At 50.6% G+C, this 14,286-nt stretch carries 14 protein-coding genes; 7 read left to right on the top strand and 7 right to left on the bottom strand.

The genetic code is table 11. From position 1 onward, the window contains the following. Window positions 1-67: 67 nt before the first annotated feature. Both ACIDE9_RS08600 and ACIDE9_RS08595 read left to right on the top strand, forming a co-directional pair. Window positions 68-715: a PEP-CTERM sorting domain-containing protein gene (locus ACIDE9_RS08600; RefSeq protein ID WP_411994135.1), complete on the top strand. Its 648-nt coding sequence runs from the start codon at window positions 68-70 to the stop codon at window positions 713-715. A 79-nt stretch (window positions 716-794) separates the two neighbouring features. Beyond that, a complete protein-coding gene (locus ACIDE9_RS08595; protein WP_411994133.1) occupies window positions 795-3,128 on the top strand; it encodes a TonB-dependent receptor domain-containing protein in 2,334 nt (777 codons plus the stop codon). A gap of 73 nt (window positions 3,129-3,201) precedes the next feature. Here the strand turns inward: ACIDE9_RS08595 and ACIDE9_RS08590 are convergent, their stop codons facing one another. The 7 genes from ACIDE9_RS08590 to ACIDE9_RS08560 form a co-directional block, all read right to left on the bottom strand. Further along, window positions 3,202-4,137, bottom strand: coding sequence for a PEP-CTERM sorting domain-containing protein (locus ACIDE9_RS08590; RefSeq protein WP_411994131.1), 936 nt, complete (start codon window positions 4,135-4,137; stop codon window positions 3,202-3,204). Continuing rightward, on the bottom strand, window positions 4,134-4,880 hold the full coding sequence (locus ACIDE9_RS08585; protein ID WP_411994129.1) for a matrixin family metalloprotease: 747 nt from the start codon (window positions 4,878-4,880) through the stop codon (window positions 4,134-4,136). The genes ACIDE9_RS08590 and ACIDE9_RS08585 overlap by 4 nt, the downstream gene beginning before the upstream one ends. Before the next feature lie 370 nt (window positions 4,881-5,250). Beyond that, window positions 5,251-5,580, bottom strand: a complete 330-nt coding sequence (locus tag ACIDE9_RS08580; protein WP_411994127.1) for a hypothetical protein — start codon at window positions 5,578-5,580, stop codon at window positions 5,251-5,253. Window positions 5,581-5,661: 81 nt separating this feature from the next. Beyond that, window positions 5,662-6,756 carry a tRNA 2-thiouridine(34) synthase MnmA gene (gene mnmA, locus ACIDE9_RS08575; RefSeq protein WP_411994125.1) on the bottom strand — a complete coding sequence of 365 codons (1,095 nt, stop codon included), beginning with the start codon at window positions 6,754-6,756 and terminating at the stop codon, window positions 5,662-5,664. Further along, window positions 6,753-7,190: an NUDIX hydrolase gene (locus tag ACIDE9_RS08570; protein ID WP_411994123.1), complete on the bottom strand. Its 438-nt coding sequence runs from the start codon at window positions 7,188-7,190 to the stop codon at window positions 6,753-6,755. The genes mnmA and ACIDE9_RS08570 overlap by 4 nt, the downstream gene beginning before the upstream one ends. Before the next feature lie 116 nt (window positions 7,191-7,306). After that, complete coding sequence (locus tag ACIDE9_RS08565) at window positions 7,307-7,942, bottom strand: YchE family NAAT transporter (RefSeq protein ID WP_411994121.1); 636 nt, start codon at window positions 7,940-7,942, stop codon at window positions 7,307-7,309. Window positions 7,943-8,019: 77 nt separating this feature from the next. Continuing rightward, entirely contained in the window at window positions 8,020-9,954 is a 1,935-nt protein-coding gene (locus tag ACIDE9_RS08560) for a peptidase U32 family protein (protein WP_411994119.1), read from the bottom strand. Window positions 9,955-10,041: 87 nt separating this feature from the next. On the opposite strand from ACIDE9_RS08560, the gene bioA reads away from it, so the two are divergent. The 5 genes from bioA to ACIDE9_RS08535 all read left to right on the top strand — a co-directional run bounded on the left by bioA (window position 10,042) and on the right by ACIDE9_RS08535 (window position 14,258). Then, a complete protein-coding gene (gene bioA, locus ACIDE9_RS08555) occupies window positions 10,042-11,358 on the top strand; it encodes an adenosylmethionine--8-amino-7-oxononanoate transaminase (protein WP_411994118.1) in 1,317 nt (438 codons plus the stop codon). Then, a complete protein-coding gene (dacB, locus tag ACIDE9_RS08550; RefSeq protein ID WP_411994117.1) occupies window positions 11,358-12,767 on the top strand; it encodes a D-alanyl-D-alanine carboxypeptidase/D-alanyl-D-alanine-endopeptidase in 1,410 nt (469 codons plus the stop codon). Before bioA ends, dacB begins: the two co-directional genes overlap by 1 nt. A gap of 112 nt (window positions 12,768-12,879) precedes the next feature. Next, the gene (locus tag ACIDE9_RS08545) at window positions 12,880-13,293 is read left to right on the top strand and encodes an FKBP-type peptidyl-prolyl cis-trans isomerase (protein ID WP_411994356.1); all 414 of its coding nucleotides are present in this window, start codon (window positions 12,880-12,882) and stop codon (window positions 13,291-13,293) included. Between the two features lie 125 nt (window positions 13,294-13,418). Continuing rightward, window positions 13,419-13,844, top strand: a complete 426-nt coding sequence (locus ACIDE9_RS08540; RefSeq protein ID WP_019883384.1) for an OsmC family protein — start codon at window positions 13,419-13,421, stop codon at window positions 13,842-13,844. A gap of 9 nt (window positions 13,845-13,853) precedes the next feature. Next, on the top strand, window positions 13,854-14,258 hold the full coding sequence (locus ACIDE9_RS08535) for a VOC family protein (RefSeq protein WP_411994115.1): 405 nt from the start codon (window positions 13,854-13,856) through the stop codon (window positions 14,256-14,258). Window positions 14,259-14,286 lie beyond the last annotated feature (28 nt).

The following is a 14,286-nucleotide window of genomic DNA, read 5'->3' as shown; positions in this document are numbered from 1 at the left end:
TATTTTAGAGGTAGCGCAATGGCCTTCGAGAGGAAGGGGAACAAGCGCTTGTTGAGGAGAATTAACAATGAAAGTTTCAGTATTAGCACTTACTTTAGGCATGGCGTTCAGTAGTTCTGCATTTGCGACACAGGCAGTTTGGAACTCAGCCAATCCATGGGGTAGCGAAACGCCAGTTAGCTATGCCGAATGGAATATTTTTAACGGTACTAGCGACAGTTCACCTGATGTTGCTGTGACGGCTGGCACGACAGCTTCAGTAGTGGAAACCAGTGGCGGTTCATTTGTAACTGGTGGCGGTAATATTTACAGCTTCTCTGGCGCTACATCATTTACTGCGACGCTGAGTGGTTCAACCAGTGGCCTGTTCGATGTGTACCTGCGTATTGGTACGCTGGGTACCTTGGCGAACACGACTGCGACATTGAACGGTCTTTCAGCGACTTCAGTACTGCAGTTCAATGAAGATCAAGGCACTGTGATGGGTGGCGCGACAGCAGAGCAAGAGCTGTACTGGAAATGGACTAGCGTCAGCGCGGCTAGCCTGTACACATTCAAATTCACTTCCACTTCATCCAGCATGAGCTTGGATCAGTTGGCTTTGGCGGCTGTTTCTGTGCCAACAGTCACACCAGTTCCAGAGCCAGAAGCCTTCAGCATGATGGCATTGGGCTTGGGTTTGATGGCTTTTGCAGCACGCCGCAACAAAGCCTAATTTCCCGTTAGTGCGACCATGACAAAGGGGCTAAATAGCCCCTTTGTTTCTATCCTATGAATGAATAAAAGAGTGCTTCATGATGGCAAGCTCTGACGACTCCTGGTTACAACATATTAAAAAGAAGAGTGCACTGCTCAGATCGGTCGGCAGTATAGCCGTCTGCTGGTTGGTGATGATTGCATGCTTGCAGCTGGCGTATGCCGACGCCCAAACTGTTAATGAGGCCGTGAGTGAAGCAGTCTCTGTTCCCGTAAGTAAAGCTGCGAAAAAGGCGGATTCAGACGACGTTGATACTTTGCCTGAGGTTTCGGTGACTGACACCAAGATCAAAACACCAGACACCGGTATTAACCGTACATTGCCAATCACTACGATTACCAGCGAGCAGTTACAGAGAGCGCAACCCAGCAATATTTTTGATGCGGTGAGGTCTGTCCCAGGAGTGTCTATTTCTGGTGGTCCACGCCCTACTGGCATGACATTTAGCATTCGTGGCTATGCTGATAATGAAGATGTGATGGTGAAAGTGGATGGCGTACCCAAGGGTTTTGAAAAATACCGTATGGGCGGCACGTTTATTGAGCCGGAATTACTTAAAAGCATAGAAGTGCAACGTGGTCCGCAAATCACCAGCGGTTCCGGTTCACTGGGGGGCACTATCAATGCAACGACTAAAAATGCAGAAGACTTTTTAAAACCTGGCCAGAAGTATGGCGGCAAGGTCAAGTTTGGCTATGGCAATAACAGTGATGAGTATTCACGCTCTTATTTGTTATATGCGCGCCCGGACGAGCGTGTAGATATTCTTTATAACTATTCTAACCGTCAAGCAAATAACATTACTTTGGGTGATGGCAGTAAGCTGGAGAATTCTGCCATTGAGTCAATTTCTCATTTATTGAAAGTAAGTGTATTTCCAACTGAAGATCTGGAGTTTGTGACCTCTGTTGTTAAATTCGATGACATGGGTTTGCAGCAGTACGATGCTAACTCTGCGACGCCTGGTTTTTTTGGCTACGTTATTCGTTCCATTGATGACCTGACATGGTCTGAAACGGTGAAATATAATCCCGAGCATCCATGGGTTAATTTGAAAGCTACGGTCGGCGCTGGTCACACCAATCTTGAGGATCTGGCGCCGCCAGGCCTGTCACCTGTGATTAATCCTAATGCGCCAGCCGGATGTAGCGGTACTGTCTACACCCCCAATCCTTCAGATGTGACCAGATGCCGCGGTGATGCCAGAGATACTTATCAATATAAAACACGTACCGTAGATATTAGTAATCAGGCAGTTTTTACGGAAAAGGGGTTCTTTAATTTTTCACTGCTTACTGGTTATCAATATAACTCTAGTGAGCGTGATGTGACTCGTCTTTATGACAACCCATACTTTAATCCTACCAATGGATTCAATGCATCGGCGCCACCAGGTAGTAAGTCATTTAATGCGATTTATATACAGCCTACATTTGAGCTTGGTCAGTTCACGGTGATTCCGGGCTATCGGCAAGATCGCTATGAGGTGGAGGCTGCAGGTGGAACGCTTGCTTTATTAGCCCCTTATAAGCAAGCAAGCAAAATCAAACTCAAGGAAGAAACCTGGAGTTTAGGATTGTCATATGATGTGCTGGCCAAAAATAATCCGGAGAAACTGACGCTTTACACCAATTATGGGCAGGGTTTTCGGCCACCATTGATTGATGAGTATTTTACACAAGGAGCGTTTGGCCGCTGCCGTCCTCCCTTTGTACCTAATATTTATCCTGCATCACGTATTTGTGGTGACCTTTATCAACCACAATTGTCAGAGTCTACGGAAGCAGGCATTAGCTATCAGAATCCGCACTTGTTGGGTAGTGATGTATGGTTTTCTGGCAAGTTGAATTTTTATCACATCTACACCTCACAGTTATTATCCTCACTACGTGAGGAGTCTGGACGCATTACCCAAAATGGTTGGGAGCGCAGAAATGGGGTGGAGGTAGAGAGTTTTATGCAATACCGAAGCTGGTACCTACGTAGCGGCTATTCGAGAATTAACGGTGAAATATTTACCGGACTTGTGGGTGTGCCTTTGTATACCGCGCCTGGTAATGCTTTAAATATTAATCTTGGTACCGAGTTGACTAAGAGTCTGGATGTAAACCTAACCTATCGTAAGGTTTCTGATCGTAATATCCTAATTAGTGGCGACGGGACGCCAACCAGTGCCTATGTATTTGGAGTCCAGGATGGCTATGAACTATGGAATGCAGGCGCTCGCTATAAGGTGAATGAGCAGTTAACATTTCGTCTGATTGGTGAAAACCTTAAAAATGAATTGTATCGTCTGGATGGTACGATGGGAGGGTTAGGTATGTATGGGCCAGGGAGAAATGTGAAGTTTTTGGTCGAGTTAACTTATTGATAGCGCTTCTAATCTAGCTTGTAAACAAAACGCCCCGCAGGTATCGGGGCGTTTTGTTTGTAACGATCAGTGCTTAGAGTGCCCGTCTGCGGCTGGCGCTTAAGGTGATGAGTGCGAACCCTGCCGTCAACATGGCATAGCTGCCAGGCTCTGGCACGGCGGTTGCCGTGACTTGCCAACCAATATCAGCAAACGCTGCATAATCGAGTAGCGTAGGTAATTCGCGGCTTCCCGCAGGGGTGCTGGGGTCCATCATGGTGGCTTGTGGCACACCATCCACCGTACTCATGGTGCCTGTGGCCCAGTGGGCGCCGAAACGATCCAGTGGAATGGCCTCACCATAAGCCGCGACAGCGTTTGTGCCAGTGAAGTAGCCATTGTCAGTCTGTGCCCACCAAGAGTCTGCCGAGCCAAAGCCAAGAATATGGCCGATTTCGTGGGTCGCTGTGGTCAGAAAATCCGGCGTTCCGGGCATCAGCCCCGCTGCATCGCTACCAAAGTACCAACTGTTGTTAGCATTGAACCAGATCATGCCACCCCAAACGCCATAGTCGGTCGCGGCTGCCCCGACGGCGTTTTCTTGCCCTCTGGTAGCAACCGCATCAATAAACACCTCTGAGCCGCTGGCGATGAGGTTGTATCCGCTATCAGCAAACCCGAGCACGCCTGGTGCCGAGTTTGAGCCGCCCACATAAATACGCAGGGTGTCGGCAGCAATCTCGAGATTGCTGAGTGTGATGGCACCACCGCCCAAACTTGGGTGTGTGATTTGCACTGACCATTGGTCACCGGCCTGTGGCGTAATGGCGCTGAGGCTGTCAGTGAATCCACTATAGAACGAAGCTGCCTGTGTCAGTATTGCTCGGCGTTCAATGATGGGCGCGCCCGTTAGCAGATCGGTAAAAAAGCCTTTGGTGTCATAAGTGTAGTCAAACTCAATGGTTAATGCCTGTGCTGGCTGCGTGAGTATGAGCCCAGCCAGCGCTAATGCATGGTGTAATCGCTTCATTTGTATTTTCTTTCTCTGCTAACAAAACACAGGGATAAGCCAGCGAGCCATAAGGCGCTGCTGACAGGTTCTGGGATGGCAGACAATGGCGTCACCGATCCGCTACCCGCACCGTAGACCGCTTGCAGGGCGGAGATAGTCAGGCTATTCAAAGGTAAAATCGGGCCATTGTAAGTGGCGTTAGCAAACGTCGTTTCGGAGGGCGCTTCGTCGTTGATGTAATGTCCCAACCCTAGTGAATGCCCCAGCTCGTGTTGTGCGACTGCGTAGAAAAATATGGGCGTCCAGCCCAACCCGAAACGCTCACCGTTAAATACCACATCCCCTGCCAGGCCGCTGGTTGTCGTCTCTTGCGGAAAGTAAGCATAGGCGTTGGCATCGTCTATAGTTGGTACGACACCAATGCGGATATCTGCCAGGCCTGTTGGGTCATACTCACCGGTTTCCGGTAGAGGACCAGTGTCAGTGATTTCTCTAAAATGAATCGGCAGCACAGTCGCATAGTCGCTAAAGGCTTGTTCAAAAGCACTGCGCATGACGTCTACCGAGAATGGCTGCCCATGAGCATCTACTACATCACCGTTAAACAGGTTACTAAAGCTATAAGTCAGCGTGATGTCTGAGCCTAGGCCATTGGGCTGATCCCAACTGGCATACATGGGGTAGTAACCCGCCCAGGCGTTGCCAGGCAACGTACAGGCGAGTAGTGTGGCGTAACACACGTGTTTAAGTCTGTGCATCATGGGCGGCCCCTGTGTGTTCGCTGCTGAATGGTAGCGGTCTCGGGCAGCATAGCCGTAAGTGGTGACGCTAAAATGTGTAATCGTGCAGGCAATGTGCGGGTTAAACGCATCATCTCATCCTCTCCTCATGGTTATATGTATTAGTGAGGTAATATGCTATTTGATAATGAGAATGATTGTCAATTGCGGTTGTGGGTGGGATGGCGGGATATATACCGTGCGTATGACTCGGTAGGTGTTGAATGGAGAAAGCGATAGACGGATTACGTCTCTGGCTGGGCAGGCGCAAATGCTTGGTATATATGAGGCGAGGACGCGGCAGGCGGCAAAGCAGCCGTCGTGCGTCCATCAGGGTGGTGACAAGGGGTCGTTAGAGCGGTGTCACGTCATCCTCACCCAGTAGGTGCAGGTTGTTTTTGTGACGCAAGGTTTGTCGTTCGTTCAGGCGTTTTTGGGCTGGGCTTGGGAAGTCGGTATAACTGATCACGCTGCGATCAATCAAAATACCGATCAGGTCTTCGAGCACCCGTGCCAGTTGAATGTCGCTTTCACGGAAAGTATGGTGTTTTTTCAGTTCATCATCTAAAAAGCACAGATATTCAGTATCCGTGTTTTCAATGACTACCCAGTCTGCAGCAATCTGCGTATGCGGGCTGGCAGCAATAATTACACCTTCATTATTTTTTAATACGTAGGCCATACGGTGTCATTCCTCGTCACTTGGCGGCGTGTTGTCATTATATTATGCAAGCAGAAGCAATAACCATGCCTTAAAAGTGGGTTAAATTGCGCCGGTGATAATGCCGCCACCCAGGCAGACATTGCTTTCATATACCACCACGCTCTGGCCGGGGGTGATCGCCCATTGATGTTGGCCAAAACGGATGGTCGCTTCCTCAGCATTCACCGCATCCACTTCACAAGGTGCATCAGGTTGGCGATAACGTGTTTTGGCCGCATACACCCAATTAGTTTGGGGCTCTTCACCACTAATCCAGTGCAACTGGCCCGCTTTCAAGCCATCGCTTTGTAGCAGTGGATGGTCATGACCTTGCACGACGATCAATTCATTATCAGCCATATGTTTGGCGGCGACAAACCAAGGCTCGCCATTGCTTTCGCGACTGCCGCCGATTTTCAGGCCCTGGCGCTGGCCGATGGTGTAATACATCAAGCCTTCGTGCTCACCGACCACTTTGCCTTCAGGCGTACGCATGATGCCAGGATGACGTGGCAGGTAACGTTGCAAAAACTCCTGGAACGGACGCTCGCCAATAAAGCAAATGCCGGTGGAATCCTTTTTCTCGGCATTGGCCAGGCCGTGTTCACGGGCAATCTCACGCACTTCGCGCTTGAGGTATTTGCCCAGTGGGAACAATGTTTTTGACAGTTGCGCCTGGTTCAGGCGTGACAAAAAATAGCTCTGGTCTTTGCTACCGTCATCGGCCTTAAGTAACTGGAAATTGCCGGGTTGAATCGGGTTTTCACGCACTTGCGCATAGTGGCCGGTGGCGATCAAGTCAGCACCCATGCCCATGGCGTGGTCCAAAAACGCTTTAAACTTGATTTCGGCGTTACACAAAATATCCGGGTTAGGTGTACGGCCAGCCTGGTATTCCTGTAAAAAGTTAGCGAACACTCGCTCTTTATACTCGGCGCTAAAATTCACGGTTTCAATGTCGATACCGATTCTATCGGCCGCAGAAACGGCGTCGATTAAGTCCTGGCGTGAAGAACAATATTCATCATTATCATCGTCTTCCCAGTTTTTCATAAACAAACCGGTGACTTGATAACCTTGTTGTTTCAGCAACAAGGCCGTGACGGAAGAATCAACACCGCCGGACAACCCGACGATGACATGTGGCTTACTCATAGTGCTTGGCCTAAATGCTTCAAAATGTCTAAAGAATAACGCTTGCCTGCCAGGTAATCCTGCACGCACAACAATACTTGCGGGCTGCGCATCAACTCGCCTTCAGCCGCGATCTCGGTTTCGGTTTTCCATACCGTACGAATGATGCCATCATCTAATGCCTGCTCAGGGTAATGCGTGCCCAGCTTGCCGGTAAAAGCAAAGCGCAAATAGGTAATACCGTTGAGCGGATGCTGCCAGTGGTAGATGCCTACCAATGCTTCAGGCGTGAAGTCATAAGCGGTTTCTTCCAGCGTTTCGCGGATTGCCGCCTCGATAATGGTCTCGTTTTCTTCCAGATGCCCGGCAGGCTGGTTAAAGCGGTTACCACGGTCCGTGGTTTCTTCAACCAGTAAAAACTTGCCATCCTGCTCAATGATAGCCGCTACGGTCACGTTGGGCTTCCACTGCTGGGAGGATTTCGATGGAGTTGAAACAGAGGAATTCAAAATGCGCAGGTTTCGTTAAAAGCGCTATTTTACCGCTAAGTGGTTGATTGTGACAGGTTTCTTTAGCTCGCCAGTTGCGGGAACAAACCCACCAGCCCATGCGCAATAAACTCCACCGACATGGCGGCCAGGATAATACCCATCAGGCGGGTGACGATGTTGATGCCTATTGTGCCCAGGTAGTGCGTAATGCCGTCGGCGAGTTGCAACAAGCCCCAAATAAATAGCGCAATCAGTGCTACTGGGATAATCAGGCTTAAATGGCCCCAGAATCCCGGGTGCTGCTGCGCAGTGAGTATCATGCTGGAAATCGCACCTGGGCCAGCCAGTAAGGGAATGCTAAGCGGCACAATCGCAATCACCTCGCGCTCGGCCATATCCTGCGCTTCTTCGGCAGTTTGGCGCGTGCCGCCTTGTTTGCCATGCATCATGGAGATTGAAATCAGCAGCAGCAAAATACCTCCGCCGACCTGAAATGACGGAATGGTAATGCCGAAAAAGTCGAGAATCAGGTCGCCGATAAAGGCTGAGACACACAATACAATCATCACCGTCATGGCGACCGTGCGTGCAGTTTTGGCACGTTCTGCTTTGCTCCAGCCGCTGGTGGCACTGATAAAAATAGGCAGGCAACCGATGGGGTTGACGATGGCGATTAAGGCGATCGCCACTTTGAGCAGGTAGGCGTATTCAGTCATGAGCGATAAGCAGGGTGGATGTGCTTGCAGCTTGCCTGAAAAAAGCGGCCTTGGCAATTTGCCTGGGCCGATTGGTTTTATGCCGGACGTTTATCAAAAAACGTAATCGGTTGCGGTGGCGCAATCTGCAAAATGTGTTTGCGCACTTTGCCCATGACGTGCATTTCGCACGGTTTGCAGTCAAATTTGAGCGTATACCGGTCATTACCGCTAATCAGTGTCATCGGCTCAGCGGTCACCGTGCCTTGTACGCCAATCACGCCTTTGGCCTCTTTCGGGCACAGGCCGTGGCTAAAGCGCAGGCAATGCTTGGTGATCATCACCGGCACTTCATCCAGTGTTTCATTGGCTTCATAGGCACTGGCAATCAGTTTGACGCCGTGCTTGTGGTAAAAGTCGCGTGCTTTCTGGTTGTAGACGTTGGCCAGGTAACTTAAGGAGTCTTGCGGATAAATGGCCGGTGGTTCGGCAGCGGCTCGCAATGGCGGGCGCTCGTAGGCGAGCGTCCTGATGTCGATCAGTTGCTCTACCGCATCACGACGCAATTGATTGACCACGGACGCTGGTAAAAACCAGCATTGGGTCAGCTCCAGGCTGATTTCTGTTGCCACAAAATCAGTATTGCCCAGTTTGGCCAGATTTTCCCGCAGGGAGGCTTCAGCCTTTTGGGTATCGTTGGCAGGCTGTTTTTCGGCCGCTACTTGTGCGGTGGCAATAAACCCTTGCTCGTCGGTAACTGTCAGTGCAAAACCGTCACGGGTTTCATAAAGTACGGCATCCACCGCGATTTTGCGTGTGGCGGAGTCTTTTTCCAGCAAGCGCATAAAGGCATGGTCACGGTTGCGATAGAGCTGCGTGTTGTTGCGGATGTCGGCAGGCATTTCATTGGGGAACAGCCGCTGGGTGTATTTATCCAGTGCTTGAACAGTATTGACGCGTAAGCCCACCAACTCTTTGTGCACATCAAAAAAGCACACGCCATCGCCATTGTGTAATTCAACATCAGTGGCAACATCGATAAAGTCTTTGCCCACCTTGCGTACTTTGCCCAACTCTTCACCCGAAAACTTGGGTGTATCAAATGCGCCGATATCTGCCTGACGGCCATTGGCAAAGTAGTCGGTTGCACTGCGGTTAAAGGTTTTTTCCGGCTGCGGTGTAAAGGTGTAGCTGGCATGCCCGGCAGAGGATTTAGCGTATGCCGGCATATCCTCCAAAATCTCATCCAGCAATTGGCGGTAATGTGCCGTGGCGTTTTTCACATACGGCAGGTCTTTGTAGCGGCCTTCAATTTTAAAGCTACTCACACCCGCAGCGATCAGCGCACGCAAATTGGCGCTCTGGTCGTTATCTTTCATCGACAGATAATGTTTGTCTTTGCCGATAATGCGGCCTTTCTGGTCTTCCAGCGTATAAGGCAAGCGGCATTCTTGCGAGCACTCGCCACGGTTGGCGCTGCGGCCAGTATGCGCATGGCTGATAAAGCATTGGCCGCTAAAGGCGACACACAAGGCACCATGGATGAAATACTCCAGGTTAGCCGTCGTGGCATCGGCAATTTTTCGCACCGTGGCAATATCCAGCTCGCGAGCCAGCACAATCTGACTAAAGCCCACCTGGTCTAAAAACTGCGCTTTTTCAACGGTGCGGATATCGGTTTGTGTACTGGCGTGCAACTGGATAGGCGGTAAATCCAGTTCCAGCAAACCCATGTCCTGTACGATCAGGGCATCGACGCCGCTGTCATACAATTGATGCACCAACTGGCGTACGCCCTCGAGCTCGTTATCGTGAAAAATAGTGTTCAGTGCGACAAACACTTCAGCATGAAATTTATGCGCATGTTGCACTAGGCGCGCAATGTCCTGCACCGTATTCGGCGCCTTGGCGCGCGCACCAAAGGCCGGGCCGCCAATATACACGGCATCCGCACCGTGGTTGATGGCTTCAATACCGTAATCGGCATTTTTGGCCGGGGCGAGCAGTTCTAGATGTTTGCGGGTTTTTTGCATGCAGAGTGTTTGTTTCAGTGTAACAACTTGATTTAAGGCGCTATTTTAAACCAAGCATGCTGTTTGCGCTTGGTTTAAAATAGCGCCATGAGTGGAAATCAGGATTTATTGCAGCGGAGTTTGCGCAGCGTGTGGCACCCCTGCACGCAAATGAAACATCACGAACGCTATCCTTTGGTGCCAATTGCGCGTGGCGAAGGCGCCTGGTTGTTTGATAGCGAAGGCAAAGCCTATCTGGATGCTGTCAGCAGTTGGTGGGTGAATCTGTTTGGGCATAACCAGCCGGTGATTAAAGATGCGATCAAAGCGCAGCTTGATCAGTTGGAGCATGTGATGCTGGCCGGATTTACGCATGAGCCTGTGGTTACGTTATCAGAAAAATTGTCTGCATTAACTGGCCTGGGGCATGCGTTTTATGGCTCAGACGGTGCGAGTGCAACCGAGATCGCGCTCAAGATGAGTTTTCATTATTGGCGCAATATTGGGCAGCCGCAAAAAACCAAATTTATCAGCTTGCAAAACAGTTACCACGGCGAGACCTTGGGAGCGCTTAGTGTCACCGATGTAGCCATTTTTAAAGATACCTATGCGCCATTGATTCTGCAATCTGCCCAAATGCTCAGCCCGGATAGTCGTTTGGCTGAATCAGGTGAGTCAGACGAGGCTTACGCTTTACGTTGTGCTGAAACGCTCGAAACCTATGTCGCTGAGCATCACACAGCGTTAGCCGCGTTTATTATTGAGCCGCTGGTTCAAGGCGCTGCGGGCATGGCAATGTATCACCCGGTGTATTTGCAGCGGGCACGTGAAATTTGCAGCCGTTACCAGGTGCATATCATTGCTGATGAAATCGCCGTCGGTTTTGGCCGTACGGGTACCTTGTTTGCGTGTGAGCAAGCGGGTGAGCGCGTGAGTGATATTGCGGATTTTATCTGCCTTTCAAAAGGTATTACCGGCGGTTATTTGCCGCTGTCGGTGGTGCTGACGACAGATGACGTCTACCAGGCGTTTTACCATGATCAGACGGTTAAAGGTTTTTTGCATAGTCACAGCTACACCGGCAATCCCTTGGCGTGTGCCGCCGCATTGGCAACCTTGAAACTGTTTGAAACGCGTGATGTACTTGGTGATAACCAGCACACTGCGCAGCAATTATGGTCGGCGGCCACAAGATATGATTTGCCGCTGGGGCATGTGCGGCAACGCGGCATGATTACTGCATTTGAAGTGGATACCCAGAACCAGCAATTTGCCCGTGACTGCTATGCCGCTGCCTTGAAGCATGGCTTGCTGTTAAGGCCGATAGGCAACACGGTGTACTGGATGCCGCCCTATTGCCTGACCGCAGCCGATATTGCGCATCTGGTACAAACAACGCGAGCCGCCATCGTGGAGAGCTTGTAATGCGCTGGCTGCTGATATTGTGTGGTTGCTGGGTGACCGTGGCCCACGCTGTGTTACCAACCAACTTGCAAGAGGCGTTAAACAAAGCACAATTGCCTGCTGATAGCGTGGCAGTCGTGGTGCAGCCTGTGGATGGCGGCGGGCCTATCATCAGCCATCATGCCGCCAAAGCCATGAATCCGGCCAGCGTGATGAAGCTGGTCACCACATATGCAGCACTTGAAGCACTCACGTCCGCTTACCGCTGGAAAACAGAGGTTTATCGCAATGGCACACTGAATCAGGGCGTGCTCGATGGTGATTTAATCATCAAGGGCTATGGCGACCCCGCATTGAATATCACTGAGTTTTGGCGCCTGTTGCAACAAGTGCAGCAGCAAGGCATCCGTCAGGTCAAAGGCAATCTCGTTCTGGACTTGTCCGTGTATGCGCCAGAAGTCAGCCAGCGGCCCGTGCTGGACGACGAGCCCTGGCGTGCCTATAACGCTAATCCGAGCGCCTTGTTGCTCAATGGCCGCAACACCAGTTTCCGTTTTTCTGTGGCAAATGCAGGCAATAAGCCCGCAGTGCAAATCTCGCAAGAATTCGAGTTACCGCAAATCCGTGTGATTAATACCATGCAGACTCGCAAAGGGGCGTGTAACGATTGGCGTGGCGATTTGCATTACAGCATCACGCCGCAAGCGGATGGCGTGACGGTGGCGTTTAGCGGTACCTTGCCTGACCAGTGCGATGAGCGCTATCTGGAGCTAAGCGTGCTTAGCGACACGCAATATGTATTTTTCAGCTTTAAAAAATTGTGGGCGCAATTGGGTGGGCAGTTCAACGGCCAGTTAGTGCTGGCGCCAGCGACGGACGCCAATACGCTGGTGACGACCTGGTTATCTCCACCTTTGGATAGCGTGGTGCGCGATATCAACAAGTGGAGCAACAATGTGATGGCGCGCCAACTGCTGTTGACGATCGCGCTGGAGGCCGGGTTTACCCCTGCCGATGAAGCGGGTGCGGTGCTGGCGCTTAAACAGGTGCTGCGTCAACGTGGATTGCAGTTCCCTGAATTGGTACTCGAAAACGGTTCCGGTTTGTCTCGTATAGAGCGCGTGAGCGCGGAACATTTGGCACAATTGCTCGTCACAGCCTACCAGCGCCCGGTGATGCCGGTACTTATGGCCTCCATGCCCATACTGGGTCTGGATGGCACCACTAAAAAGCGCTTGGCCGAGGGGAGTAGCAAAGGCATGGCTTACCTCAAAACCGGCTCGCTGGAAGGTGTGAGCAGCATTGCAGGTTATGTGCAGGATATGGCTGGTAAACGTTATGTGATGGTGGTGATTGCCAATCACGCACGTGCTTCCGCAGTGCGCGCGGTGCAGGATGCCTTGCTTAAACAATTGATTGAAGGCCGTTAGCCTGTATCTGATAATTTGACGTTAAAAACGCGTAAAATAATGGTCGTTTTCTGGGAGTAAACAAGTGAAATCTGCAATCAAACTAATCGGCCTTAGCGTATTGCTGCTGGCCATGACAGGTTGCCAAGCGCAATCTAACTCGTCAAATACGAAGGAATCTGCACAAATGTCTGCCAATGTGACTGAATTACAAAAAATTGATACGGTGGTCGGTTCAGGTCGCGAAGCTGAAGTCGGTTTTAACGTTACCGTGCATTACACCGGCTGGTTGTATGACGCCAGCAAACAAGACCACAAAGGCCAAAAGTTCGACAGCAGCCTGGACCGTAATTCGCCGTTCAATTTCTTTTTAGGTGGCAGCCAGGTCATCGAGGGTTGGGATGTCGGTGTGCAAGGCATGAAAGTCGGCGGCAAGCGCACGCTGATTATTCCTTCTGATATGGGTTATGGCGCACGTGGTGCAGGTGGCGTGATTCCACCGAATGCGGCCTTGGTATTTGATGTTGAACTACTAGGCGTGAAATAAAAATAATTCTGTTTATCGCAACAACTTGGTGGGCAGCAATATTTGTGTGGCTTGTGTCTATGGAACATTGCCCCCAAGTAGAGAATGTTGGCGATAGATAAACACTCAATGATTGGAAAGTCATAATGCAAGTCCAAGTGAAATGGATAGATGGTGTCAGTTTTGTCGGTGAATCCGAAACCGGGCACGCGGTAGTATTAGACGGCGCACCTGAAAACGGCGGCCGCAATATTGGCATGCGCCCAATGGAAATGTTGCTGATCGGCATGGGCGCGTGTACTTCGTTTGACGTGGTGACTATCCTTAAAAAGTCCCGTCAGCCGATTGTCGATTGCGTAGCAGAGATTCAGGCGGAACGTGCTGACACGGTGCCTAAAGTGTTTACCAAAATCCATGTGCATTTTGTGGTGACCGGTGAAGGCTTGAATGAGTCACAGGTGGAGCGTGCAGTGAAACTATCTGCCGAGAAGTATTGCTCTGCCAGCATCATGCTGCAAAAGGCGTGCGAGATTACGCACGGCTATGAAATCAAAGCGCCAAGCTTTGAGTAACGGAGTCACATGAGCATTCCTAAAGGCATGGTAGGCATCCGCCATGTGGCGTTGTTTATTAAAGAGCTTGAGGCTGCGATTGATTTTTATACGCGGATAGTTGGTATGCATATTGAGTGGCAGCCTGATCCGGATAATGTGTATTTAACCAATCATGGGGATGTATTTGCCCTGCATCGCGTGGATTACAAAGCAGATCCATTGCAGCGGCTGGATCATATCGGTTTTGTGCTCACCGATGCACAGGCCGTGGATGACTGGTATACGCACATGGTCACCCATGGTGTGCGCATTACCGAAGCGCCGAAAAGTCATCGCGATGGCTCGCGCGGATTTTATTGCCTGGACAGCGTAGGCCATTTGCTGGAGTTTATTTATCACCCGCCAATTACCCGCCATTTGCAGAGTGAGTGATGTGGTTGAATCGCAAGAAAAGAAAAAG

This window comes from Methylophilus sp. 'Pure River', from assembly GCF_046765995.1.
GTDB lineage: Bacteria > Pseudomonadota > Gammaproteobacteria > Burkholderiales > Methylophilaceae > Methylophilus.
Note: the sequence above shows the minus strand (reverse complement) of the source record. Positions and strands in the feature narration are given on the sequence as shown.

Bases quoted from the DNA above. Each gene is read 5' to 3' on its own strand.
- ACIDE9_RS08600 (WP_411994135.1), top strand. From the start codon at position 68: ATGAAAGTTTCAGTATTAGCACTTACTTTAGGCATGGCGTTCAGTAGT.
- ACIDE9_RS08595 (WP_411994133.1), top strand. From the start codon at position 795: ATGATGGCAAGCTCTGACGACTCCTGGTTACAACATATTAAAAAGAAG.
- ACIDE9_RS08590 (WP_411994131.1), bottom strand. From the start codon at position 4,137: ATGAAGCGATTACACCATGCATTAGCGCTGGCTGGGCTCATACTCACG.
- ACIDE9_RS08585 (WP_411994129.1), bottom strand. From the start codon at position 4,880: ATGATGCACAGACTTAAACACGTGTGTTACGCCACACTACTCGCCTGT.
- ACIDE9_RS08580 (WP_411994127.1), bottom strand. From the start codon at position 5,580: ATGGCCTACGTATTAAAAAATAATGAAGGTGTAATTATTGCTGCCAGC.
- mnmA (WP_411994125.1), bottom strand. From the start codon at position 6,756: ATGAGTAAGCCACATGTCATCGTCGGGTTGTCCGGCGGTGTTGATTCT.
- ACIDE9_RS08565 (WP_411994121.1), bottom strand. From the start codon at position 7,942: ATGACTGAATACGCCTACCTGCTCAAAGTGGCGATCGCCTTAATCGCC.
- ACIDE9_RS08560 (WP_411994119.1), bottom strand. From the start codon at position 9,954: ATGCAAAAAACCCGCAAACATCTAGAACTGCTCGCCCCGGCCAAAAAT.
- bioA (WP_411994118.1), top strand. From the start codon at position 10,042: ATGAGTGGAAATCAGGATTTATTGCAGCGGAGTTTGCGCAGCGTGTGG.
- dacB (WP_411994117.1), top strand. From the start codon at position 11,358: ATGCGCTGGCTGCTGATATTGTGTGGTTGCTGGGTGACCGTGGCCCAC.
- ACIDE9_RS08545 (WP_411994356.1), top strand. From the start codon at position 12,880: ATGACAGGTTGCCAAGCGCAATCTAACTCGTCAAATACGAAGGAATCT.
- ACIDE9_RS08540 (WP_019883384.1), top strand. From the start codon at position 13,419: ATGCAAGTCCAAGTGAAATGGATAGATGGTGTCAGTTTTGTCGGTGAA.
- ACIDE9_RS08535 (WP_411994115.1), top strand. From the start codon at position 13,854: ATGAGCATTCCTAAAGGCATGGTAGGCATCCGCCATGTGGCGTTGTTT.